Below are 22,744 nucleotides of genomic sequence, written 5' to 3' on the forward strand. Positions count from 1 at the left end.
CGGGTTGTTGACCCGGGGTGATTTTGGGGTGGTGTGTGATGGGCAGCGTGGTTGTGCCGTCGTTGGTGGCGGTGTGGGGTGAGCGGGCTGCGGGTTCGGTGGCGGTGTCGGGTGCTGGTGGGGTGTTGTCGTATGGGGAGTTGGTGAGGCGTGCGGATGGGCTTGCCCGGTCGTTGGTGGGGCGGGGGGTTCGTCGGGGTGAGGTTGTGGGTGTGTGTATGGGGCGTGGTGTGGATGTGGTGGTGGGGCTTTTGGCGGTGATGCGCGCGGGGGGTGCGTATCTGCCGTTGGATCCGGGTTATCCGGGTGAGCGTCTGCGGTTTATGGTGCGGGATTCCGGGGTGCGTTTCGTGGTGGTCGATGATGACGTCCGTGGTGGTGTGGGTGCGGAGTTGTCGAACGACGCGGAGCTGATTGGGGTTGCGGATGGTGTTTCCGGTGATGGGGTGGTGTTGCCGGAGGTCGGTGTGGGGGATCTGGCGTATGTGATTTATACGTCGGGGTCTTCGGGGGAGCCGAAGGGGGTGGGGGTGGAGCATGGTTCGGTGGCGCGGTTGTTTGATCGGGTGGGGGAGTGGTTTGGCTGGTCGCGGGATGATGTGTGGTCGTGTTTTCACTCGGTGGGGTTTGATTTCTCGGTGTGGGAGGTCTGGGGTGCGTTGACTTCTGGTGGCCGGGTGGAGTTGGTGTCGTATGAGGACAGTCGTGATCCGGTGGCGTTTCGGCGGTTGTTGGGTGAGCGGGGGGTGTCGGTGGCGAGTTTGACGCCGTCGGCGTTGTTGCGGTTGATGCCGTTTTTGTCCGGTGAGGGTGTGCCGGGTGGTTTGCGGCATGTGGTGCTGGGTGGTGAGGCGGTTCGTGCGGGGCAGATCGCGGGGTTGCTTGAGCGTTCGGTGGGTGAGCGGCCGCGGGTGTGGAACTTGTACGGGATTACGGAGGCGACGGTGCACGCCTCCGTTCGCGAGCTGACTGCTGCTGATGTGGACGGGGAAGGCAGCCCGATCGGCCGGCCCTTGAGCGACCTGGCATTTGCCGTGGTGGACCCCGGCATCGGAGAAGTCGGTGACAGGGCGGAGATCAAGGAACTACCCGTGGGGGAGCCCGGCGAGTTGTGGATTTCGGGCGCCGGCGTGGCGCGGGGTTACGTGAATCGGCCCGAGCTGACCGGCCATCGGTTCGTCGAGGCAACTGTCGGGGGCCTGCCGGGGCGTTGGTATCGCACAGGGGACGAGGTGCGGGCCGTCCCCGGGGCGGCGACGGAGTTCGCGTACGTGGGTCGGCTGGACCGTCAGGTGCAGTTGCGGGGCTTCCGGATCGAGTTGGGTGAGGTGGAAGCGGCCCTGGCTGCCCACGGCGGAATCGGCACGGCTGTGGTCGAGTTGACCGACGATGGTGAGGGTCCGGCCCTGGCGGCGTTCGTCACCGAGGCGGCCGGGAGCGTCGGGGGTGTGGGCACGTTCGAGGATGTCCGTGACTGGCTGTCCGGCAGGCTGCCGCAGCACATGCTCCCGTCTTCCGTTTCGGTCGTCGAGTCTCTGCCGTTGACGGCGAACGGCAAGCTCGACCGCGCCGCCCTGCGCGACCTCGCCGTGCAGCCGCTGCCCACCCGCGACAGCGGTGACCAGCCGGTCACCGACACCGAACGGCTCCTGGCCGGTATCTGGTCCCAGGTCCTCCGCACCGACTCCGTCGGCCGCAACGACCACTTCTTCACCATCGGCGGCGACTCCATGACCGCACTGCGACTGGTCGCCACGATCAGCAAGACCGTGGGCACCCGGGTCGGCATCGCGACGCTCTACCGGAACTCGACGGTCGCAGAGCTGGCCGCGTGGGTCGACGCCGCGCTGGAGAAGAAGGCCGCGGTCGCCGAGCGGTGACCGGTCACCCGCAGCCCGCATGGCTGGCCGACCTGGCCCGGACAAGCCTGTCGGTGTCGGGCGCCGAGTACATCAGCGACGCGCAGTTGGCCACCACGACCTTCATCGGTCTGGGCGGCGACTCCCTGCGCGCCCTGTCCATCATCGGCAACGCCGCCAAGCGGGGCGTCCGGCTACGGTTTGCCGACCTGCTCGCCGACGTACCGCTCGCGCTGGTCCTGGACAAGGCGCTGGCGGGGCAGCCGGCGGACGGGCCCCGCGCCGCTGCCCGGCCGGCCGAACAGCCAGAGGGACCCGTCCCGGCAGACTCGGCGTCCTCCATGCAGGAGGGCCTGTGGCTGGGGAACCGTATCCTGGGCGACGCGCCCTATCGGCTGGTGTTCGCCTGCCACCTCACCGGCGGGCTGCGCCCGGATCTTCTGGAGCGGGCGATCCGGCAGACCGCGCGCCGGCACGACGGTCTGCGGACGGTCTTCCCGGTTCCGGGCGGGCGCATCACCCGGAAGGTGACCGACGTCGAACCGACGCTGGAGCACCTTCCGTACGGTTCGGTCGGTGCCCTCGCGGAGCAGATGGGCGGTGAGCCGTTCGATCTCGCCCGCCACCCGCCGATCCGCTTCGCACTCGCATCGGCGGGTGCCCGGCGCCATGTCCTCGTGCTCGCCGCGCACCACATTCTGCTGGACGGCTGGAGCGTCGCGCTCGTCCTGCGGGAGATCTTCGCCCGGTACGATGCGCTCGCCGCCGGCGAGGAGTACGCGCCCGGCCCGGCGGTCCAGGCCGACACCCACGACACACTGCTGCGCCGGCAGCGCACCGAGGGCGTCCACGCCGTACAGCTCGACTTCTGGAAGCGGCAACTGGACGGCGTGCCCCATTCGTTGGAGCTGCCCTCGAACAAGCCGCGGGCACCGCGGCGCGACACCCGCGGCACTCGCGCTCCCGTGGATCTGTGCCGCGAGCTGACCGGGCGCGTGCGGTCCGCCGCGGCGTCCGCCGGGATCACGACGACCGCGTTCATGCTGGCCGCGCTCGGGCTGACGGCGGCCCGGCACGCCGACGTGGAACAGCTCGTCGTCGGGATGCCGGTCGCCGGCCGCCCGCCGGAGCTGGCGGAGCTGGTCGGTCTCACCGTGAACCTTCTTCCCGTACGTGTCGACGTCCCGCCCGATGCCGTCGTCGCGGACTACCTCGCTGCTGTGCACCAGAGCCTGGTCGCGAGCCTCGACAACGACGCGGTGCCGTTCGCGGACATCGTCCATTCGCTCGGCATCGTCAGCTCCGCCCGCCAGCACCCGCTGGTACAGATCGCGTTGGGTGTGCACCACGACGTGGTTCCCGCCGCGATCCCGTCCCGGTTCCTCGACATCGCGGTGGAGGAAGGCCACGGCGGCGGCTCGCAGTACGACCTCGAACTGTTCCTGGATCGTGCGGAGCCGACGCTGGCGGGCCACCTGGAGTACGCCACCGGCGTCTGGGACGCACGCGACGCCGCCGGATTCGTCGCCGGCTGGCGGGAGGCGCTGTCCGCGCTGTCGGACGACCCGGGCGCGCGGCTCGGCTCGATCAGGTGCGTCGACGCCGCCGGGCGGGCCCGGCTGGCCGCCCTCGCCTCCGGTGCGGCGGACGAGGCGGACGACGGCGCGGGCTCGCTCGACGACCGGTTTCGCGCCCAGGTGGCGCGTACCCCCGACGCCCCGGCCGTACGGGAAGGGGACGTCACGCTCAGCTACGCGGACCTCGACCGGACCGTGAGCACGCAGGCCGACTTCCTGCGGCAGGCCGGCGTACACCCCGGTGATCGGGTGCTCGTGGCGTGCCCGCCCTCCGTCGCCGAGGTGGTGGCCGTGCTCGGTGTCGTCCGCAGCGGCGCGGCCTACTGCGGCCTGGACAGTCAGGCTCCGGCGGCGCGGACCGAGCGGATCCTGAAGATCCTCCGTCCCCGCGCCGTACTCGGCGCGGGTGGCGAGTCCCTGGCAGCCCGGGCCGGCGGACGGGCCGTACCGACGTGGCAACCGGACTGGCGCACGGGACCTCCGGCCGACGACGTGCAGCCCGAGCCGGCCGGCCCGGCCGAGCAGTTGGCCTACGTCGCCTTCACCTCGGGCTCCACCGGCGGCCCGAAGGGGGTTTGCGTCCCCCACCGCGGTGTCCAGCGCCTGGTCGCAGGGCTGTCCCGGTACGCCGCCGTGGGGCCGGGCGACCGCGTGCTCCGGATGTCACCGCTCTCCTTCGACGCGTCGACGCTCGAAATCTGGGGCGCCCTGCTGACCGGTGCCACCGTGGAGATCGGACCGGACGACCTCGCCGACCCGAACGACCTGGGCCTGTTCCTCAGCGACCGCGGGGTCACGGTGGCGTGGTTCACCGCCGGGCTGTTCCGGCTGCTCGTGGACTTCGCCCTCGACCGGCTCGGCGGGCTGCGCACGCTCCTGACCGGCGGCGACGTCGTTTCGGCTACGCACGTGCGGGCCGTGCTCGACCGGCATCCGGGGCTCGCGGTCGTCAACGGCTACGGACCGACGGAGAACACGACGTTCACGACCGTGCACCGGATGCTCCGCGCCGCCGACGTGGCCGACCCGGTGCCGATCGGCCGGCCGGTGGCGGGGACGGGGATCCACATCCTCGACGCGCGGCACCGGGAGGTCCCGCCCGGCGCCGTCGGCGAGCTGTACGCCTCGGGCGCCGGACTTGCGGCGGGCTACCTCGGTGACCCGGAACGTACCGCCGCCGCGTTCGGGGAGTTCTGCCCCGACCTGCCGTACCGCCTCTACCGGACCGGCGACCTGGTGCGGCTGGACGCCGACGGCAACGTGCGGTTCCTCGGCCGGCGCGACCACCAGGTCAAGGTGCGTGGATTCCGCATCGAGCCGGACGAGGTCCGCTCGGCGGTCATCAGTGCGTCCGCCGGCGGAGTCGCCGACTGCCTCGTCCTCGCCGCGGGGAGCGACAGCGCGGACAAGCAGCTCGTGGCGGCGGTGGTGCCCGCCGCCGGCGCGGCGAAACCCGATCTGGCCGCGCTGGTCGAGGAGTTGGGGGCCGTGTTGCCCGCGTACATGGTGCCGAGGAAGTGGACCGTGCTGAGCACGCTGCCGGTGACGCCCAACGGCAAGATCGACCGCGAGGCGATAGTGCGCCGGGCGGCGACGCCGGCGGGCCCGGGCGTGCAGCAGTCGTAGGGGAGGGGAATCGTGGAAACGCTGGCAGAGACATTCCACCGGCTGACGGCCTACGCCACCGACCGGCACTGGCTGGAGCCGGTCGACGACGACCGGGTGCGTCAGGACTTCATCCCGCTGCTGCCGGAAACACGGCCGCCGCAGTCCAAGGAGTATCCGCAGCACCTGCCGCGGGTGGCGCTGCCGGCTGCGGCCGGTGCCCCGGTGGCGGCGGCACCGCTGCTCGGCGGCAGCGATGTGGCCGGGACGCCGGCGGGCCGGCCCCCGGGCCTTGCGGACCTGTCCGTGACGCTCGCCCGGTGCGCCGGCGTCAAAAGCCGCTCTCCGCGCTCCGGCGAGTACTACCGGGCCGCCGGCTCGGCGGGCAACCGGCACCCGTACGAGGTGTACGTCAGCGCCCGCGGCGTCGGCGGCCTCACCGACGGCGTCTGGCACTACGACCCGCGCGCCCACGCGCTCACGCTGATCGGACCGCCGGCGGCAGGCGACGCGACGACTCTCGTCGTCAGCGGCGTGCCGTGGCGGAGCTGTTGGCGCTACAGCGAGCGCGGCTATCGGCACGTCGGCTGGGACTGCGGGGGCGTCGCGGCGCACGCGGTGCTTGCGGCGTCGGCGCAGGGCCTGCCCGCGCGCGTGGAGACCGCCTTCGACGACGCGGCGGTCGGCCGCCTGATCGGGGCGCGGGCGCCCGAGGAGTTCCCGATGGTGCTGATCGTGCTGGGCGACGGTGCCCCCGCCGTGGCTGGCGGAGAGAACACCGCCCCGGGGGACCTCGGTGCGGGCGCGGAGGAGTTCCCGCTGGTGGCCGCGGTCCACGAGGCGGGAAGCCTGCGCGGGGCGGCGGAGGTCGAGGACTGGCGCCGCGGCCGGGCGGGCGGTCGTCCGGGCGCCCGGGCGGCGGTGCGGGTTCCCGACGAGGCCGGCGACCGGACGCTTGAGCTGCTGGTGAACGGCCGGCGTACCACGCGCCGGCTCGATGGCGCGGCCGTCGTCCCGCAGACCGCGGCCCGGTGGATCACCGACGTGGCCGCGGGGGCGATGCCGGGGGACGCGGGCACGCTGCACGAGGTACGGCTCGCAGCGCACGGCGTCGCGGAGTCGGCCCCCGGCGTGTACTGCCGCGCATCCGGCGGCCTGGAGCGTACGGCGTCCACCGCCCGGGACGCGACGTACCGGGCCTGCCTGAACCAGGAGCCCGGCCGCGACGCCGCCGCCGTGGTCTTCCTGACCCCGGCGCCCGGGCCCGCTATCGCCCCCGACGCGCGCACCTACCGCGCGTCGCTGCTCTCGGCCGGCTTCGCGCTGAGCCGGGTCTACCTCGCGGTCACGGCGCTGCGGCTCGCCTGCAGCGGCCTCACGTTCGTCGACTCGGAACTGCGCGCCGCGGTCGGAGCCCAGGACGCCCTGGCCGCCATCGCCGTCGGCGTGGAGCGCTGAGCACGTGCGGGAAACGGAGCGGAAGAACCGCACGGAGCCGGGCCTTCACCCGCGCCCGCGGTGCGGCCACGGCGACCGACAGGCGGTTGATCAGTCATGACGACACTTCTCACGCGGGCCGAACTTGAGGCAGGGCTCGATCACATCCGCGCATCGCCCATGGAGAGCGGCACCCTGGAGATGATCGTCCGCCGCCCCGAGGTCGGGGAGCGGGAGATGCTCGACGAGGGGGTGCTCGACCTCTCCGAGGGACTGGTCGGCGACATGTGGCAGCGGCGCGGCAGCCGCGACAAGATCACCGGCGATCCCGACGTCGACCGGCAGATCACGGTGATGAACGCCCGCTGCGCGGCGCTGGTGGCCCGGGACCGCGGGCGCTGGCCGCTCGCCGGCGATCAGCTCTACGTCGACCTCGACCTGAGCGTCGCGAACATCCCCCCGGGGACACGGCTGCAGATCGGGTCGGCGGTCATCGAGGCGACGACCGAGCTGCACCTCGGGTGCAGCAAGTTCCAGACGCGCTTCGGATGGAGTGCGGTGCTGTTCGTCAACTCGCGGGTCGGGCGGGAGCTGCGCCTGCGCGGTATGAGCGCGAAGATCGTGACCGGGGGTGTGGTCCGTACGGGCGACAAGGTGCACGTGGCCGTCGACGGGGAGTTCTGACCGCCGGTCGGGCGGGAGGCGGGGCGCCGGGGGCGCCGCGCCTCCTGCGGCTCAGACGCGGAGCAATGTGACGGCCCAGTGCATCCCGCTGCCGAGGGTGGTCAGGGCGACCAGGTCGCCGTGCCCGAGTTCGCCGGCCCGCAGGAGCCGACGCAGCCCGAGCAACTGGTCCGCCGCGCCGAAGTGGCCGTGGTCCATGGCCACTTCACCGGTGAGCCGTTCTCGGGGAACGCCCAGCGCCCGGGCGATGTCGGCGGCGGCCTTCTGGTTGTCGTGGAGGTGGATGAACCGCTTGATCTCGCCGATCTCGGTTCCGGTGCGGGCGCAGACGCGGTCCACCGCCACCCGCATGTTCCCGCTGAACTTCTGGACGAAGGCCAGCATCCGGCGGGCGTCGTTGTCGAGCAGTTCCCCGAGGCGGTCGAGCGGATTGCGTACCCGCAGCCCTTGCGTGCCGGACGTCCCGGGCGTGCCATAGGGCCGGGCGGTGCCGCCCACTTCCATCCGGAAGAAGTCGGCATACCGGCCGTCCGTGATGACCTCGGTGGCCAGCCACCGGCCCCGGTCGTGGCCGCGCCGCACCAGCGCCGCCGCGGCGCCGTCGGACAGCACGGTCGCGGTGGAGTCCATCCGGTTCTGGTACGTGTCGCAGACGCGGTTCGCCGAGATGATGAGCGCGTTGCGGTAGTCCGGGTGGGTGGCGAACCGCCCGGCGACGGCGTCGAAGGCGATCGTCCCGGAGCTGCACGCCTGATTGATCACCATCGCCTCGGCGTTGACGGCCCCGATCCGGCCCTGCACCGCGGCGGCCGCGTCCCAGCACAGGTACTCGGCGAAGTCCGCGGTGGCCAGCACCACCAGGTCGACCTCGGCGGCGTCCACCGCGGCTTCCTTGAGGGCCTGTTCACACGCCCGCACCGCCAGGTCCGTAAGCAGCACGTCGTCCTCGGCGCGGTGGAAGCGCCGGTAGCCCCAGGTCCGCAGGGTGTCCTTCTCGGCGGCGTACTCCTCGGCCACGGAGTCGGTGATCTTCACCGGCTCGCCGAGAGATTCGCCGATGGCGACGATCCCGAACGGCATCCAAGCCTCCTCGCAGGGGGCGGCGGCACCCGACGCCAGAGAGTCGGACGGCACTCGTCAAGGCCAGTTGATCGTTCCGTATGAGATCGCCATTCTAGCGAGTTCACCCGGGAAGGTACCCAAACCGGCCCCACAGACGGCTTGGCACGATCACCGAGATTGTCGGCCGAGGGCGGCGATGGCCAACAGACGAAGGTGAGCGGGCCGTTCAGGACTTGAAGTGCCACTCCCGTCTGCCCGGTCCGCGATCCTGGAGGATGGGGAGAGGGGCGGCCGGTTTGGAGTTGAGGACCCATGGAGTGCGCCGGGTCTACCGCAACGAGTGGTGATCTGTGCCTGGTTGATGTCCCGCAGCCCGACGGCCGCGAGCGGCATATCACGTCGTTCGTCTCCGCCGTCTCGCCGTGGCCGCGGTGGTGGGCGATCGTCACGAGGTTCTCATGATGTGGCGACGCCGCTTCATCACCGACTCGTGGGCGTGGGAGGTGCCCCGGCGCCGACGAGGGCGAGTGTGGTCACGGTGTGCCTTTCGCAGGGAGACGTGGGCAAGGAGGGGGCTGTGGGGCTGCGGGCCGGGTCCGGGGTCAGTCGGTGGGCGGGGCGGCGGCGTATTCCTCGTCGGTGACGGGGGTCGGCCAGTGCACGCGGTCGTCGTCGGCGTCGGCGTCGTTGATGGCCAGGTGGACCATGAGCCGGTTCGGGGCGGCACCGTGCCAGTGCTCCTCGTCCGCCTCGAACCGGACGCGGTCGCCCGGCCGGATGACCTCGACGGGCCCGCCGCGGCGCTGGCACAGGCCGACGCCTTCGAAGCCGGGGGCGGGGCCGCCCCGCAGGCCGACGTGGGAGTCCGCACCCGCTGGGGCGCCCACAACGTACGGCACCACGGCACCGGCACCAAGCGCTTCCACCACCACGCCGTCGGCGACCTCACCCTCGCCTTCGAGGGCCTGGAAATGGTCGCGGCCCCCGGCCTCACCCTCACCATCTACACCGCCGAGCCCGGCTCACCCTCCGAAGAGGGACTACGCCTCCTCGCCACCTGGTCCGCCACCCGGGAAGCCAGCCGGGCGATCCGGTCGTACGAGGCGGGCTCGGGCACCCGGCGGGAGAGTTCACCACCGGCGCTGATCTTGGCCATCTCCGCCCGGATTCCCGCGACAGGCGGTCGCAGCGCGCGGCGGGGTGACCAGCCAGGTCACCCCCACGACGACCAGGAGCAGGAACGGCAGGCCGAACAGCAGAGCGCGGTTGCCCTGGTCGAGGGTGGCCTGCCCTTCTTCCAGGGAGGTGCTGGCGTAGACGGTGGGGCGTCAGAGCCTGCGCCTGTTCGCCATGGTGCTTATCGCCCCCTGCTCGTCCGCTTGGTCAAGCGTTCCCGGCCCTGCTGAACCTCTGGACGGCCGGGCCGACGTACGCGTAGGTCTGCCGGTGGACGTGGATCAGCCGCCAGCCGCGGGCGAAGGTCGGCGGCGGCGTCGTACGGGTCGTAAGCACCGCTACCGGGATCTGGCCCGCCTCACGAGCCAGCGCCGCCGCAGTGGTGTTGCCGTTGTGCCCGTCGGTGTCGGCCGACGAGCAGGCGGCGCTGAAGGCGATCGGGATGTGCGGCGCGATCGCCCCGTCACCGGTGAGCACGCACGGCGGCCGGACTCCCGCGCGGTTCAGTGCGGCGGCGGTCCTGGCCCAGTCGCGGTGGCTTTCGGTGGCGCGACCGACGGTCTGGTGCAGCACGGACAACTGCACCACCAGATGCCCGGCGAGAGTGACAGCGGCCAGCGTCACCGCAGTCGCCCGCCAGGCACCGCCAGGGGTGGCCCGTACCAGGGAGACGAGGCCGTAGGCGACCGGAATCGCCAGCAGAGCGTACGCCGGCAGCAGGAACCGGGGAGCGGCATAGCCGATCAGGAACAGGTACGGGAACGCGGCCGCCGCCGCGCAGGCAAGCGGCAACGCGGTGGCTCCAACGGCGCGTCGGGCCCGGACCGCCACTGCGAGCCCGACCGCGGCCAGCATGGAAAAGACGAGCCACCAGGCGAACAGCACCGGATTCGGCATCCCACCGGTGCACGGCCGGCAAAGAGTGCGGCCGCTCTGACTGCGCATCTGGTCGTCAACGGCGACGTTCCAGCTCAGCCCGCCCTGGATGAGCGAGGCGTCGTGGAGCCGCCGGCCCAGGCCGCCGTAACCGGTGTACGCCTCGATCACCCATCCGGCCGCACCGGCCGCGAGCCCCGCAGCGAGGGCGAGCGACAGCCAGTTGTACCGCCATCGGCGGACGACGGCACTTGCCATGAGCAGCGGCAGGCCCACCCACGCCGCGTCCATCGGCCTCATCAACGCCATCAGCGCCGCGGCCGCCGCGAGCCCCCACACCGGAGCGCGCCGGGTCCGGTCCGCCTGGGCGTGCAGGAAACAGCCGACACCGGCCAGCGCCCCGATCGCCACCCAGTAGTTAGGCATCGCCTGCGGGCCGTAGAAGAGCGTCACCCACAGCGAGGCGAACAGGGCACCGCCCAGTGCGAGCACCTTCGCGGGGAACAGACCGCGCCAGGCGCGCAGGGCCAGCCAGAGCCCGATGCCGGACAGGACGGCGAGGTAGACCCGCAGCAGCGGAGTCGACGACGACCAGACCGCGATCGGCGCCACCAACAGAGAGACGCCGCGAGCGCGCGGGGCGCTGAAGAACGCCGCCGGGGCGTGCCCGCTGATCTGGCTGACGTACACCGTCTCGTCCCAGCCGAGCCCCATCCCCGGGCGTACGAGGGCTAGCTGTGCCAGCGCGAACGTCACCGCCACTGTCGCGGGAAGGAGCCTGCCGCTCAGCGCCGGTCCTCGGGAGACCAGAGTTGCGCGGATAGTGCTCGGAGTCACGGCAGTCATCCAGCTATCCCCTAAGGATGTAGGGCCATTCAGGGCCCTACGGGATTCAGTGTCGGTGGCAGGTTGGCGGGCGAATAAATAGGGACAAAATAGCTCAATCTGCTCGGGAGTGTAGCGCGGAGGTGACCGGGGTCCTGCTCGGCGACGGGCCGATCCTGCTGCTTTCGTTCCTCGCCGCTCCGGGAGGGGCGAACGCCGTCCTGGTCCTCACCGCGCGCGGTGGCGGTCGGGCCGAGATGCGGCTGCCCGCCGACCGGCTGGGCGGCGAGCGCATCCGGGCGTGCCTCTCGCTGGACGCTCTGGCGACGGCCCGCACCGCGGGGCGTGCTGGGGGCACTGGCGTCATGAGCCGTCGTCGTCGCCGGTGTGAGAGCTGCGGAGGGTGTGTTGCCGCTCCCGGCGTCTCCTGGCCGACAGCAACTGGCGTCCACAGACCTGGTGGCCGCTGTCGAAGCCGCCTACTGCTTCGGCGACGACGGTGAATTGCAGCTCGTTCCGCACTATCCGCCGCACTCCATGCGCCACACCTGCGCGCCCCGCGCGGAGGACGCGCACCGCCGTCCGTTGATCTTGGTCGAGGCAGTGGAGAACTGTTGTGAACGGAAGACGGCCGGGATCGGCCGCTTTCGGGCGGACGGTGCTGCCCGCAGACTCATCATCCGTCGGCCGTGGGTTCGAGTCCCACCCGCCCGACCCGGAGACCCCTCAGAGGGATCGTTTCGACCCGCGGTTTCCTGCTGAGTTCGCATCAGCGTCCGCACCCCGGAGGGTCGCCGAGATCGTTGACTGGCCGGCTGCTGGCCGGAGCGCCACACGATCACGCGTTCTGGCCCGGGCCCCCTCACGAGGCGGGGAGGGGGTACCCGGAGGTGCCTTCAGCGGCCGGGTGCCGGCCGCGGCCGGTAGTTCCGCACGGTGGCGACTGAGCCGGCGGCGGTGGCGACGATCAGTGCCACGACCATGAACCAGGCTCCGACGAAGGCGCTTGCCGGACTTGGCTCGTAGAGCCTGTCCGCTGCGCTGACCACGAAGAGGGCGACCAGGTTGAAGATCCCTGCGACAGGGCCGGCGACCGGTGCACCGCGGCCGGGCAGGAACGCGACCAGCGCCGCTGCGGCCAGGATGGCGACGAGGCCGGGAGGGATCGTCGGGGTGTCCGTCACCCCGGCCGCCATCTGGACCGCGAACCCCGCGGCGGCGACCAGAAGAGCGGCGACCGTCAGGTTGCGGGCGGCGGTTGGTCTGGCTCGCAGACTCATGAGACCTCCTTGTCCTGTGCTGCCTGTGTGTGCGAGAGCGGCTGTTCCGGTTCGCTGGTTGCCCTGTCGCTGTTGAGGGTCTCGGCGTGGCGCAGCAGTGTCAGCAGCATTTCGGTGAGCGCCGTGCTCTGCTCGCTGCGGCGCCCGCCGAGAGGCGCCAACCGCTGTTCCTCGACCCTGAGGACCTCTTCACGGGCGGCGGTGACCACCTCGGCGCCGCGTTCGGTCACGGTGAGCTGTACAGCGCGGGTGTCGCCTGGATGGTCGGTGCGTTCCACTAGCCCCGCCCGCTCCAGTGCCCGCGTCAGTTTGGAGACGTGCATCGGCTCCAGCCCGATGAAGTCGGCCAGTTCCCGTTGCCGCGGACGGGCTCCGCCGGCCGAGAACGCGGAGAGCGAGGCCAGGACGCCGTACTGCGACGACGTCAGTCCCAGCGGTGCGAGGGCCCGGTCGATCGCCGTCCGCCAGCGGAGATTCAGGTGCCAGACCAGGAAGCCCGTGGAGGGCGATGGCCGGTCGGTCGGTGCAGGCATGGAGAGATTATATCCATGTTTACTGTAAGCATGTTTAGTTTCTGGGTTCGACGAGGTCACCGGGGCGGGTGTTCGGCAATCGGGGGTGGTACACAGTGGCGTTGGCCCGGGGAGAGTGCAGGAAGATCAGGTGTCCTCGGCGCCCTGTTGGCGTGCCTGGTGGTTCGTGGCCTGCGATCGTGTCGCAGGTTCCCCACTCGTGGGGGTCCATCCTGTCTGCGGCTGCGCCACCCGCATCGGCTGCGGAACTTCGCCTGCCTCATCCCGCCTCAGCAGGACAAGGTGCTGGTCTATCTGAAGGCCGACCCGAAGGACGTCGACCTTGTTCCGGCTTCACCCGGGACGTGTCCGGTCCCGGTCACCACGGGACGGGTGAATCTGGAGGTGCAGTTCCGCACGCCGAGGGACGTGGAGCGGGCGCAGGATCTGTTCCGGGCGAGCTACGCGGCGGCCTGATCGGATGCCGCCGCCTGCCTTGGCTTTGTTCACGAGACGAGATCTGACAGCCAATCTCCTGCGGATGTTCGGCGCCGACGAGGTCGCCGAACTCGGTGGCAAGGGCGTGCCGGTAGGTGGTGAAGGTGCGGTAGCGGCTGGTGGGGTTGGCGAGGTAGCGGCCCGCGGTCTCCAGAGCGAGAGGCAGCCCGCCGAGACGTTCCCCGAGCGCGGTGGCCTCCTGCGCGGTGCCGGCGGCGGGTGCGGCGTCACGCAGCACCTGGCCGGAGGCGTCGTCGGCCAGGGGTTCGAGGGGGACGAGGCGGGCTCGGGGCCCCCAGGTGCAGCCCCTAGGGCCAAGAGGGCCTGGACGGCGAATGGGCCTGCTCGGCTCCGAGTTGTACCCCCTGCTGGGCTGCATGGTGGCAGCGGGTGGGGTGTCGCCAGCAGGCGAATGCCAGACGTTCAAGTCCTCTGCGGGCGTCTGAGCGGTGGATACGGGCATGGGGTTCTTCCGATGAAGGTGGTTGACTAGTCAACTAGACTGGGGCCTCAGGCGTTGACGCGTCAACTTGTGTCGTCATGAGTCGCGTTGTGTAGTTGACAGATAAACTAAGTGAAGGCATGGTTGACGCGTCAACTAGATGGATGAAGGTGACGCCGATGGACACCCCGGGGAACGGTATGTCGCAGGAGTTGAACAGGATGGATGCCTCGCATGTCGAGTTTGGCATCGACAGCTTCGGTGACCGGCCCCGCAACGACCGGGGCGACATCGTCTCCCACGCGCAGGCGATCCGCGCTGCGGTGACCGAGGCGGTGCTGGCCGATCAAATCGGCATCGATGTGGTCGCGTTGGGCGAGCACCACCGACCTGAGTACGCGATCTCCAGCCCGGAGACGGTGCTGGCAGGCATCGCGACCGCCACGCAGCGTATCCGGCTCGCCTCGGGCGTGACGGTGCTGTCCTCGGACGACCCGGTGCGGGTGTTCCAGCGGTTCGCCACGGTCGACGCGCTCTCCCATGGCCGTGCCGAGGTGATTCTCGGACGTGGTTCGTTCACCGAGTCGTTCCCGCTGTTCGGCTACGACCTGAAGGACTACGAGGTGTTGTTCGAGGAGAAGATCGACCTGTTCCATCGGCTCCTGGACGAGACGCCGGTGACCTGGGAGGGCACCACCCGCGCCGCTCTGCATGAGGCGGACGTGTACCCGAAGACCGATTCGGGACGTCTCCACACCTGGGTAGGCGTTGGAGGCTCACCGCAGTCCGTGATCCGCACCGCTCACTACGGGTTCCGGCTCATGCTCGCAGTCATCGGCGGCGCCCCCGACCGGTTCGCTTCCTATGTGGATCTGTACCGGCGCGCGAGCCTGGCGAGTGGCACCACGGCACAGCCGGTCGGGTTGCACTCGCCCGGCTTCGTCGCCCCGACCGATGAGGAGGCCAAGGAGCTGTTCTACCCCGGATACCGGGAGATCCGCGACCGGATCGGTGCCCTGCGCGGCTGGCCGCCGATCCACCGTGCGGAGTTCGACACCGAGGTGGAGCGCGGCTCGCTCTACGTCGGTTCGGTCGAGACGGTCGCGACCAAGATCGCCCACGCGATTCGGGTGCTGGATGCGGGCCGGTTCGACATGATCTACTCTGCCGCCGGCACCGTTTCGGCCTCCGCACGGCTGCGTTCGGTCGAGCTGTACGGCACCCAGGTGATCCCCCGGGTCCGTGAGCTTCTCGCGGAACAGCCCGCGGCCACGGCGGGAGCGGCATGATGACCGCCCCCGTCACAACGATCGGGATCCTGGGGGCCGGGAAGGTCGGTACCGTCTTGGCCCGCCTGGCGGTCGCCGCCGGCTACCGGGTCCTGATCTCCGGGTCGGGTGATCCCGCGAAGATCGCTCTGACCACCGAGGTACTCACCCCCGGAGCGACCGCCGTGTGGCCGGCCAAGGCCGCGGAGACCGCCGACGTGGTGATCCTCGCCCTCCCGCTCAGTAGACACCGCGACCTGCCGATCCAGAAGCTGGCAGGCAAACTGGTCATCGACGCGATGAACCACTGGTGGGAGGTCGATGGTCCCCGCGACCAGATCCTCCCGGCCGATACCTCGTCGAGCGCTGCCGTGCAGCAGTTCCTTACGAGCGCGCGCGTCGTGAAAGCCCTCAACCACATGGGCTACCACGACCTTGAGGACGAGGCACGTCCCGCACACCACCTCAGCCGCAAGGCTATCGCGATTGCCGGCGACTCATCCGAGGACCTTGCCGTCGTCTCGGAGCTGATCGACACCCTCGGATTCCACCCACTCATCATCGGCAACCTCGCAGCGGGTGCCCTGCTTGAGCCCGGAACCCCTGCGTTCGGAGCCAACGTCGACGTCGACCGCCTTCGCGCGCTCACCGACGTCCCTGCCCCGGCCGGCCCTCTCGAGCGCCCGTTGAAACTCTCTTCGCCCGCGACGCCCTCTCGCGATCGCTCCTACGAAAGAAGAGCCTGATGACTCAAGAATTGATCGACGAAACTGGGGCATCCGTCACGGTCAGGCTGGATCTCACCGGCCCGATCAGCTCCTACACCGTGAATCTCAGCGACGGATCTCCGGTCGGCAGAGCCGAGTTCGTCGATTCTCCGGCGCCTGCGAGGAGCGGATCCTCTTCCCCACCGAGATAGACAATGAGTTCAGCGGACATGGTCTGGCCGGGCTGCTGGTGCTTGAGGCGCTCAAGGGCAGCATGGGGAAGAATCTCACCGTCGTGCCTGTGTCCGCTGTTCGATCGCCATCTGAAGAAGCATGGCGATGAATTCGTAGCGAGCGGTGGCGTGTTCCGTCAGGCGACACCGTCCGACTTCGCACGGGTCACGCGCGCCACACAGGGTTGATACCCCAAACTCTTGCGCATCACGTGGTGATTCGTTGAGGCGCCAGCAGCCCTCGGAAGCACACACTGTTCCGCCCCCACACTGATCGTTGAGATTTGTTTCCACTCGCAGCGTGTGGCCGGAATTTGTTCGTCGGCCCAAAAATGTCGGCCCTGAAATGGAAGTATCGGCAGGAAAGGAAGAGGTCATGGGTTACATCACGGTAGGCACGGAGAACAGCACGCCGGTCGATCTCTATTACGAGGATCAGGGTTCGGGCCAGCCGGTCGTCCTGATCCACGGGTATCCGCTGAACGGGCACAGCTGGGAACGCCAGACGCGCGAGCTGCTGGCCCAGGGCTACCGGGTCATCACGTACGACCGTCGCGGATTCGGCCAGTCGTCGAAGGTGGGGACCGGTTACGACTACGACACCTTCGCCGCCGACCTGAACGCGGTCCTCGAGACTCTCGACCTGACGGAAGTCGTGCTTGTCGGCTTCTCCATGGGCACCGGAGAACTCGCGCGCTACGTGAGCCGTCACGGTCACGAGCGCGTCGCGAAGCTCGCCTTCCTCGCCTCACTCCAGCCGTTCCTCGTCGCCCGCGACGACAACCCCGACGGGGTGCCCCAGGAGGTCTTCGACAGCATCGCCGCGACCGCGAAGGGCGACCGGTACGCCTGGTTCACGCAGTTCTACAAGGACTTCTACAACCTCGACGAGAACCTCGGCACGCGTATCAGCCAGGAGGTAGTGACCGGCAGTTGGAATGTCGCTATCGGCAGCGCACCGGCGGCTGCATACGCCGTGGTCCCGGCATGGATCGAGGACTTCCGCGGCGACGTCGAGGCGGTCCGGGCGAGCGGCAAACCCGCCCTGATCCTCCATGGAACGGAGGACAACATCCTCCCGATCGACGCCACCGCGCGCCGATTCCACAAGGCATTCCCCGAGGCCGACTACGTCGAGATCGAAGGAGCACCGCACGGCCTGCTCTGGACTCACGCAGACGAAGTGAACGCGGCCCTGCGTGACTTCCTGACGAAGTGACGGCGCGGCGGCAGCACAGTTGCGGGTGAAGCGGACGAGAGGCAGGCACTGCCTCTCGTCCGCGGAGAAGGAAGTCCCCGCTCCCCGCCACCCTCTACTGACCTCCCTGCGCGCAGCCCGTACTCCGCCGGCCGGCGCCCCTTCGAAGTTGGAGCACATCCATGCGTTCACCGCATCACCCCGGTCCGGTCGCGGACGAGTCCTCCTTTAGCCCGTCCAGGCGCAGTCTGCTGCGAACCACCACCATCGCCGGACTGGCGACCGCCGTCCCGGCCGTCCTGGGCACGGACCTCGCCACCGCCTCCGCCGGCGCCGTCGGCCCGCTGAACCTGCCGAAGGCCACCAGCCGGATCACACCGCTGGACCTGCGCGTCCCGGAGGCCCTGCTGACGGACCTGCGCCAACGGCTGGCCCATGTCCGGCTGCCCGAGCAGGAGACCGTCACCGACAACTCCCAGGGCGTCCAACTCGCCAAGCTGACCGGCCTGCTGCAGTACTGGCGCACTCAGTACGACTGGCGCCGCTTCGAACGGCAGACCAACGCCCTGGGCCAGTACCGCACGCAGATCGACGGCCTGGGCATCCACTTCCTGCACGTCCGCTCCCGGCACACGAACGCCACGCCGCTCATCCTCACCCACGGCTGGCCGGGCTCCTTCGTGGAGTTCGTGAAGACGATCGGCCCCTTGACCGACCCCACGGCGCACGGCGGCAGCCCACAGGACGCCTTCCACGTGGTCGTCCCCTCGCTGCCGGGGTTCGGCTTCTCCGACCGGCCCGCCACCACCGGCTGGACCAACGCCCGCATCGCGGCGGCCTGGGCCACCCTCATGGAACGCCTGGGCTACACCCGGTACATCGCCCAGGGCGGCGACTGGGGCGGCGCCGTCACCACCCAACTGGGCAAGCTGCGGCCCAAGGGCCTGCTGGGAGTGCACCTGAACTTCCCCGAGTACACCTTCAGCCCGCCGGTCACCGACACGACCACTCCCGCCGAAGAGACGGCTCTCGCCCAGATCCAGACCTTCTTCAGCCAGCTCTCCGGATACTCCCTGCAACAGTCGACCCGTCCGCAGACCATCGGCTACGCCCTCGCCGACTCTCCCTCAGGACAAGCCGCCTGGATCTATGAGAAGTTGCTCGACTGGACCGACAACACCGGCCGGCCCGAAGGTGTCCTGTCACTGAACGACATGCTGGACAACATCACCCTGTACTGGCTCACCGACACCGCCGCCTCCTCCGCCCGCCTGTACTGGCAGAACTACGGCGCCTCCGAGCTGACCAAGCTCGACCTGCCGGTCGGACTGAGCGTCTTCCCCCACGAACTGGTCCGCAGCCCGAAGATCTGGGCCGAGCGCGCCTACAGCAACCTGGTCTACTACAACGACCAGATCCCCTACGGCGGCCACTTCGCGGCGTTCGAGCAGCCCCGGCTGTTCACCCAGGAGGTCAGGAAGTTCGCCCGACTGGTCAAGTAAGCCGCCCCCCGCGGCGAACGGGCCGCAGCGAGGGCGGCGGCGGTGGAGGTGAGGACACCTCCACCGTCGCCGCCCTCGTGGCATCTACGGGCTGCACAGCACCCGTGCCCATAGTTCGCGGGCCTCGTTGGTCATCCATCCTGCCGCACTCGGCCTGCCGCATGCGCTCGTGGAGTGGGTCTCCATGCTGCTTGTCACCCGTGAGGGCGACCGGCGCTGCAAGCTCCGTCCGTCTCACCGCGCGATGGTGGCGCTGGTGTACCTGTGCGTGCACACCACTCCGGCGAAGATCGCTGCCGGGTTCGGTGTCAGCGAGTCCACCGCCCACGCCCGCACCAGCGCGGTCGTCGACCTTCTCGCCGCACGTGCACCGGGCTTGCTGAAGACGCTACGCGACCATGATCCTGACTTCGTCCTCCTGGACGGGACCCTCGCCGAGTGCGATCGGGTCGGCGACGGCCGGGCCGACTACTCCCACAAGCACCGGCGCCACGGCGTGGACGTGCAGGTTGCCACTGATTCCGGTGGCCGGCCGCTGTGGCTCTCACCCGCACTGCCGGGCCCCACCCACGACCTGACCGCCGCCCGCACCCACCGAATCATTCGGATCGTGTCCCGCCTGGAGTCATGGCGGATCTCCGCAGATCCCGATGCAGCCCCACCGCATGACGTCAATCGCCAAGGCCGTTCTCACCCTGGAGTTGCAACGCTGAAGAGACTCACGGCGGCACACCTATGCCTCGGTCATGCTGGAGGCGGGGGAGTCCGTGGTGACGCAGGCGCGATGGCTCGGGCATTCCTCTCCGGCCATCACACTCAGTTACTATGCTCACTTCATGCCGGAGGCCGGAAGCAAAGGGCGCACCGCCATCGACGGGTTGCTGGGGAGGCGGGAGGGTCAGGATGGCAGCCGAAACTCCCCAGATTCTCCCCAGGGCTGATCGGTGCCGATCTCCTCGTCTTACCTTCACCGCTCCCTCCGGCGATTGCAAGGTGGAAACGTTGGATGGCCTGGGATGATGCTGCGAGAAGTCACCGCGACCCGCTATGTCACACCGCTGCGTGAGGGTGGGTCGCTCCCCGGTGTCGTCGAGGCCGACGACCTCGGTACGTATGTCATGAAGTTCACCGGCGCCGGGCAGGGCCGCAAGGCGCTCGTCGCCGAGGTGATCAGTGGGGAGTTGGCGCGGCGGCTCGGGCTGCGGGTGCCGGATCTGGTCGGGATGCAGCTCGATCCGGTCATCGGGCGTTCCGAGCCGGACGAAGAGGTGCAGGCGCTGCTCAAGGCCAGTGGCGGGCTCAACCTCGGGATGGACTTCCTTCCCGGGTCGCTCGGCTTCGATCCGCTGGCCTTCCGGGTGGACGCCGCGGAAGCCGGCCGGGTGGTGTGGTTCGACGCGCTCGTCGGCAACGTCGACCGGTCGTGGCGCAACCCCAACATGCTCGTCTGGCACGGCGACCTGTGGCTCATCGACCACGGCGCCACCCTGATCTGGCACCACAACTGGCCCGCCGCCGCCTCCGCCGCCGACAAGCCGTACGACGCCTCCGACCACGCGCTCGCCCCCTTCGGTCCTGACGTCGCCGCCGCGGCGGCGGAGCTGGCGCCGCGGGTGACCGCCGAGCTGCTGGCCGAGACGGTGGCCGAGGTGCCGGACGAGTGGCTGGCGGACGAGCCGGGGTTCGGGTCGCCCGCGGAGGTACGGGCCGCGTACGTCGAGACGCTGGCCGCCCGCGCGCCGCGGGTGGGGGAGCGGATCGCCGTCGGCGAGCGCAGCGCGGACGGGCCGTCGAAGGCGCCGGAGTGGCTGACGGGCAAGGCGCCGCGGAAGGGGGAGCGATGAGCGGGCGCGAGGTCTTCGAGTACGCGCTGCTCCGCGTCGTGCCGCGGGTCGAACGCGGTGAGCAGATCAACGCCGGGGTGCTGGTGTACTGCCGGGCCCACTCCTACCTGTGCGCCCGCACCTACCTCGACGAGCGCCGGCTGCTGGCCCTCGACCCCGAGGTGGACATCGCGGGCGTACGGGCCGCGCTGCGTGCGGTGGAAGAGGTGGGCTGCGGCGGCGCGCGGGCCGGGCAGGCGGCCGGGGACGACGCCGGCCGGCGCTTCCGCTGGCTCGTCGCCCCGCGCAGCACGGTGGTGCAGCCGGGGCCGGTGCACTCCGGGCTGACCGAGGACCCGGAGGCGGAGGTGGAGCGGCTGCTGGGGCTGCTGGTGCGCGTACCCGTGTGACATGGCGTACGGGCCGGGGCGCACCCGCGTACGGACACCCCGCCGCGGCGCCCCGTTGACACGGCGGGGCCGGACTTCTAGCGTCACGTGAGCCGTACCTACTAAGCGGTTGCTCACCGATCGTCGGACGGCACCCCGGCCCCAGCCAGCGCGAGGAGAACACCAGCATGTCCACCACCGGAAGGGTCGCGATCGTCACCGGCGCCGCGCGCGGCATCGGTGCGGCCACCGCCGTCCGCCTGGCCCGCGAGGGGCGCGCCGTCGCCGTGCTCGACCTCGACGAGGGCGCCTGCGCGGAGACCGTTGGGAAGATCACCGACGCAGGCGGCACCGCGCTGGCCGTCGGCTGCGACGTCTCCGACGCGGCCGCCGTCGAGACCGGCGTCGCCCGCGCCGCCGCCGAGCTCGGCCCGCCCGTCATCCTCGTCAACAACGCCGGCGTGACCCGCGACAACCTCCTGTTCAAGATGGCCGAGGACGACTGGGACACGGTCATGAACGTGCACCTGCGCGGCGCCTTCCTGATGTCCCGGGCCTGCCAGAAGCACATGGTCGACGCCGGCTTCGGCCGCATCGTCAACCTCTCCAGCAGCTCCGCCCTCGGCAACCGCGGCCAGGTCAACTACTCCGCCGCCAAGGCCGGGCTGCAGGGCTTCACCAAGACCCTCGCCAAGGAGCTGGGCAAGTTCGGCGTCACCGCGAACGCCGTCGCGCCCGGCTTCATCGCCACCGAGATGACTGCGCAGACCGCCGCGCGGGTCGGCATGGACTTCGCCGACTTCCAGGCCGCGGCCGCCTCCCAGATCCCCGTCCAGCGCGTCGGCCAGCCCGACGACATCGCGGGCGCCATCGCCTTCTTCACGGGCGATGACGCCGGCTTCGTCTCCGGCCAGGTGCTGTACGTGGCCGGCGGGCCGCTCGACTGAGGCCGGGGGACGAGAACATGACGCAGCAGGAGAGCGCCGGCGCGCCGCAGGGCGCCGGCAGCGGGCGGGTCGCCCTGGTCACCGGGGCCAGCCGCGGCATCGGCTACGGCATCGCGGAAGCCCTGGTCGCCCGCGGCCACCGGGTGTGCGTGACCGGCCGCGGCGAGGAGGCGCTGCAGGAGGCCGTGGTGCGGCTCGGCGCCGACCGGGCCATCGGCGTACCCGGCAAGGCCCACGACGAGGAGCACCAGGCCGAGGCGGTGGCGCGCACCATGGAGGCGTTCGGCCGGGTGGACTACCTGGTCAACAACGCCGGCACCAACCCCGTGTTCGGCCCCATCGCGGACGTCGACCTGAACGCGGTGCGCAAGGTCTACGAGACGAACGTGCTGTCCGCCCTGGGCTTCGCCCAGCAGACGTACAAGGCGTGGCAGCGCGAGCACGGCGGCGCGATCGTCAACGTCTCCTCCGTCGCCGGGCTCTCGGCGTCGCCGTTCGTCGGCGCGTACGGCATGAGCAAGGCCGCGATGATCAACATGACCCTGCAGCTCGCGCACGAGTTCGCGCCCGCCGTCCGGGTCAACGCCATCGCGCCCGGCGTGGTGAAGACGAAGTTCGCGGTCGCGCTGTACGAGGGCCGCGAGGAGGAGGCCGCCGCGGGCTACCCGCTGGGCCGCCTCGGGGTGCCCGAGGACATCGGCGGCGCCGCCGCGTTCCTCCTCTCCGACGAGGCCAGCTGGATCACCGGGCAGACGCTCGCCATCGAGGGCGGGATCTTCCTCAACGCCGGCTGGAGCTGAACCAGCAGTCACACACGCCCCACGCGTTCCCCCGGGTCACAGCG

Annotated in this window: 17 protein-coding genes, 1 tRNA gene and 6 pseudogenes; 17 read left to right on the plus strand and 7 right to left on the minus strand. The window is 70.4% G+C overall.

What is annotated here, in order from left to right; all coding sequences use genetic code 11:
• Nucleotides 1-38 precede the first annotated feature (38 nt).
• The 4 genes from CXR04_RS33265 to CXR04_RS33280 all read left to right on the plus strand — a co-directional run bounded on the left by CXR04_RS33265 (nt 39) and on the right by CXR04_RS33280 (nt 7,162).
• Nucleotides 39-1,880 carry a non-ribosomal peptide synthetase gene (locus CXR04_RS33265; protein ID WP_101425911.1) on the plus strand — a complete coding sequence of 614 codons (1,842 nt, stop codon included), beginning with the start codon at nt 39-41 and terminating at the stop codon, nt 1,878-1,880.
• On the plus strand, nt 1,877-5,062 hold the full coding sequence (locus CXR04_RS33270; protein WP_101425912.1) for a non-ribosomal peptide synthetase: 3,186 nt from the start codon (nt 1,877-1,879) through the stop codon (nt 5,060-5,062). Before CXR04_RS33265 ends, CXR04_RS33270 begins: the two co-directional genes overlap by 4 nt.
• 12 nt (nt 5,063-5,074) lie before the next feature.
• Nucleotides 5,075-6,499 (plus strand): nitroreductase family protein, encoded by a 1,425-nt coding sequence (locus CXR04_RS33275; RefSeq protein ID WP_101425913.1) that lies wholly within the window; start codon nt 5,075-5,077, stop codon nt 6,497-6,499.
• Between the two features lie 96 nt (nt 6,500-6,595).
• Entirely contained in the window at nt 6,596-7,162 is a 567-nt protein-coding gene (locus CXR04_RS33280; RefSeq protein ID WP_101425914.1) for an MOSC domain-containing protein, read from the plus strand.
• Nucleotides 7,163-7,213: 51 nt separating this feature from the next.
• On the opposite strand, the gene CXR04_RS33285 is transcribed toward CXR04_RS33280, so the two are convergent.
• Nucleotides 7,214-8,242: a 3-oxoacyl-ACP synthase III family protein gene (locus CXR04_RS33285; RefSeq protein ID WP_101425915.1), complete on the minus strand. Its 1,029-nt coding sequence runs from the start codon at nt 8,240-8,242 to the stop codon at nt 7,214-7,216.
• Between the two features lie 584 nt (nt 8,243-8,826).
• Nucleotides 8,827-9,048: pseudogene (locus CXR04_RS33290) on the minus strand ((R)-mandelonitrile lyase); the annotation flags it as partial.
• Between the two features lie 42 nt (nt 9,049-9,090).
• On the opposite strand from CXR04_RS33290, the pseudogene CXR04_RS33295 reads away from it, so the two are divergent.
• A pseudogene (locus CXR04_RS33295) lies at nt 9,091-9,303 on the plus strand (MmyB family transcriptional regulator); the annotation flags it as partial.
• On the opposite strand, the pseudogene CXR04_RS36275 reads toward CXR04_RS33295, so the two are convergent.
• The 3 genes and pseudogenes from CXR04_RS36275 to CXR04_RS35005 form a co-directional block, all read right to left on the minus strand.
• Nucleotides 9,300-9,546 (minus strand): annotated as a pseudogene (locus CXR04_RS36275) (two-component sensor histidine kinase); the annotation flags it as partial. The pseudogenes CXR04_RS33295 and CXR04_RS36275 overlap by 4 nt on opposite strands.
• A 61-nt stretch (nt 9,547-9,607) precedes the next feature.
• Nucleotides 9,608-11,038, minus strand: a complete 1,431-nt coding sequence (locus CXR04_RS33305; RefSeq protein WP_101425916.1) for a hypothetical protein — start codon at nt 11,036-11,038, stop codon at nt 9,608-9,610.
• 426 nt (nt 11,039-11,464) lie between these two features.
• Nucleotides 11,465-11,623, minus strand: a complete 159-nt coding sequence (locus CXR04_RS35005; protein ID WP_159072422.1) for a hypothetical protein — start codon at nt 11,621-11,623, stop codon at nt 11,465-11,467.
• Nucleotides 11,624-11,749: 126 nt separating this feature from the next.
• Between CXR04_RS35005 and CXR04_RS35010 the strand changes: the two genes are divergently transcribed.
• Nucleotides 11,750-11,815, plus strand: a tRNA-Ile gene (locus CXR04_RS35010).
• Between the two features lie 182 nt (nt 11,816-11,997).
• Here CXR04_RS35010 and CXR04_RS33315 read toward each other — a convergent pair.
• Together CXR04_RS33315 and CXR04_RS33320 are read right to left on the minus strand one after the other, a co-directional pair.
• The gene (locus CXR04_RS33315; protein WP_101425917.1) at nt 11,998-12,381 is read right to left on the minus strand and encodes a hypothetical protein; all 384 of its coding nucleotides are present in this window, start codon (nt 12,379-12,381) and stop codon (nt 11,998-12,000) included.
• Nucleotides 12,378-12,914: a MarR family winged helix-turn-helix transcriptional regulator gene (locus tag CXR04_RS33320; RefSeq protein WP_101425918.1), complete on the minus strand. Its 537-nt coding sequence runs from the start codon at nt 12,912-12,914 to the stop codon at nt 12,378-12,380. Before CXR04_RS33320 ends, CXR04_RS33315 begins: the two co-directional genes overlap by 4 nt.
• 237 nt (nt 12,915-13,151) lie before the next feature.
• Between CXR04_RS33320 and CXR04_RS33325 the strand changes: the two are divergent.
• From CXR04_RS33325 to CXR04_RS33385, 11 genes and pseudogenes are all read left to right on the plus strand, one after another.
• Nucleotides 13,152-13,370: pseudogene (locus CXR04_RS33325) on the plus strand (DUF5655 domain-containing protein); the annotation flags it as partial.
• Between the two features lie 642 nt (nt 13,371-14,012).
• Complete coding sequence (locus CXR04_RS33335; protein ID WP_234380619.1) at nt 14,013-15,122, plus strand: LLM class flavin-dependent oxidoreductase; 1,110 nt, start codon at nt 14,013-14,015, stop codon at nt 15,120-15,122.
• Entirely contained in the window at nt 15,122-15,847 is a 726-nt protein-coding gene (locus CXR04_RS33340; RefSeq protein ID WP_101426733.1) for an NADPH-dependent F420 reductase, read from the plus strand. The genes CXR04_RS33335 and CXR04_RS33340 overlap by 1 nt, the downstream gene beginning before the upstream one ends.
• A 570-nt stretch (nt 15,848-16,417) precedes the next feature.
• Entirely contained in the window at nt 16,418-17,260 is an 843-nt protein-coding gene (locus tag CXR04_RS33350; RefSeq protein ID WP_101425919.1) for an alpha/beta fold hydrolase, read from the plus strand.
• A 161-nt stretch (nt 17,261-17,421) separates the two neighbouring features.
• Entirely contained in the window at nt 17,422-18,741 is a 1,320-nt protein-coding gene (locus CXR04_RS33355) for an epoxide hydrolase family protein (protein ID WP_101425920.1), read from the plus strand.
• A 127-nt stretch (nt 18,742-18,868) separates the two neighbouring features.
• Nucleotides 18,869-19,454: pseudogene (locus CXR04_RS33360) on the plus strand (transposase family protein).
• Between the two features lie 12 nt (nt 19,455-19,466).
• Nucleotides 19,467-19,682: pseudogene (locus tag CXR04_RS36735) on the plus strand (site-specific integrase); the annotation flags it as partial.
• 78 nt (nt 19,683-19,760) lie between these two features.
• A complete protein-coding gene (locus tag CXR04_RS33370) occupies nt 19,761-20,585 on the plus strand; it encodes a HipA family kinase (protein WP_199850690.1) in 825 nt (274 codons plus the stop codon).
• Nucleotides 20,582-20,974, plus strand: a complete 393-nt coding sequence (locus tag CXR04_RS33375; protein WP_101425923.1) for a DUF3037 domain-containing protein — start codon at nt 20,582-20,584, stop codon at nt 20,972-20,974. Before CXR04_RS33370 ends, CXR04_RS33375 begins: the two co-directional genes overlap by 4 nt.
• Before the next feature lie 167 nt (nt 20,975-21,141).
• On the plus strand, nt 21,142-21,900 hold the full coding sequence (gene fabG, locus CXR04_RS33380; RefSeq protein WP_101425924.1) for a 3-oxoacyl-ACP reductase FabG: 759 nt from the start codon (nt 21,142-21,144) through the stop codon (nt 21,898-21,900).
• Between the two features lie 17 nt (nt 21,901-21,917).
• Complete coding sequence (locus tag CXR04_RS33385) at nt 21,918-22,700, plus strand: SDR family oxidoreductase (protein WP_101425925.1); 783 nt, start codon at nt 21,918-21,920, stop codon at nt 22,698-22,700.
• Nucleotides 22,701-22,744: the final 44 nt, after the last annotated feature.

The sequence above is a fragment of the Streptomyces sp. CMB-StM0423 genome (assembly GCF_002847285.1).
GTDB lineage: Bacteria > Actinomycetota > Actinomycetes > Streptomycetales > Streptomycetaceae > Streptomyces.

Coding starts and splice junctions, on each gene's coding strand:
- CXR04_RS33280 (WP_101425914.1), top strand. CDS start 6,596: ATGACGACACTTCTCACGCGGGCCGAACTTGAGGCAGGGCTCGATCAC.
- CXR04_RS33370 (WP_199850690.1), top strand. CDS start 19,761: ATGCTGCGAGAAGTCACCGCGACCCGCTATGTCACACCGCTGCGTGAG.
- fabG (WP_101425924.1), top strand. CDS start 21,142: ATGTCCACCACCGGAAGGGTCGCGATCGTCACCGGCGCCGCGCGCGGC.
- CXR04_RS33265 (WP_101425911.1), top strand. CDS start 39: ATGGGCAGCGTGGTTGTGCCGTCGTTGGTGGCGGTGTGGGGTGAGCGG.
- CXR04_RS33315 (WP_101425917.1), bottom strand. CDS start 12,381: ATGAGTCTGCGAGCCAGACCAACCGCCGCCCGCAACCTGACGGTCGCC.
- CXR04_RS33340 (WP_101426733.1), top strand. CDS start 15,122: ATGACCGCCCCCGTCACAACGATCGGGATCCTGGGGGCCGGGAAGGTC.
- CXR04_RS33385 (WP_101425925.1), top strand. CDS start 21,918: ATGACGCAGCAGGAGAGCGCCGGCGCGCCGCAGGGCGCCGGCAGCGGG.
- CXR04_RS33320 (WP_101425918.1), bottom strand. CDS start 12,914: ATGCCTGCACCGACCGACCGGCCATCGCCCTCCACGGGCTTCCTGGTC.
- CXR04_RS33355 (WP_101425920.1), top strand. CDS start 17,422: ATGCGTTCACCGCATCACCCCGGTCCGGTCGCGGACGAGTCCTCCTTT.
- CXR04_RS33285 (WP_101425915.1), bottom strand. CDS start 8,242: ATGCCGTTCGGGATCGTCGCCATCGGCGAATCTCTCGGCGAGCCGGTG.
- CXR04_RS33350 (WP_101425919.1), top strand. CDS start 16,418: ATGGGTTACATCACGGTAGGCACGGAGAACAGCACGCCGGTCGATCTC.
- CXR04_RS33375 (WP_101425923.1), top strand. CDS start 20,582: ATGAGCGGGCGCGAGGTCTTCGAGTACGCGCTGCTCCGCGTCGTGCCG.
- CXR04_RS33335 (WP_234380619.1), top strand. CDS start 14,013: ATGGACACCCCGGGGAACGGTATGTCGCAGGAGTTGAACAGGATGGAT.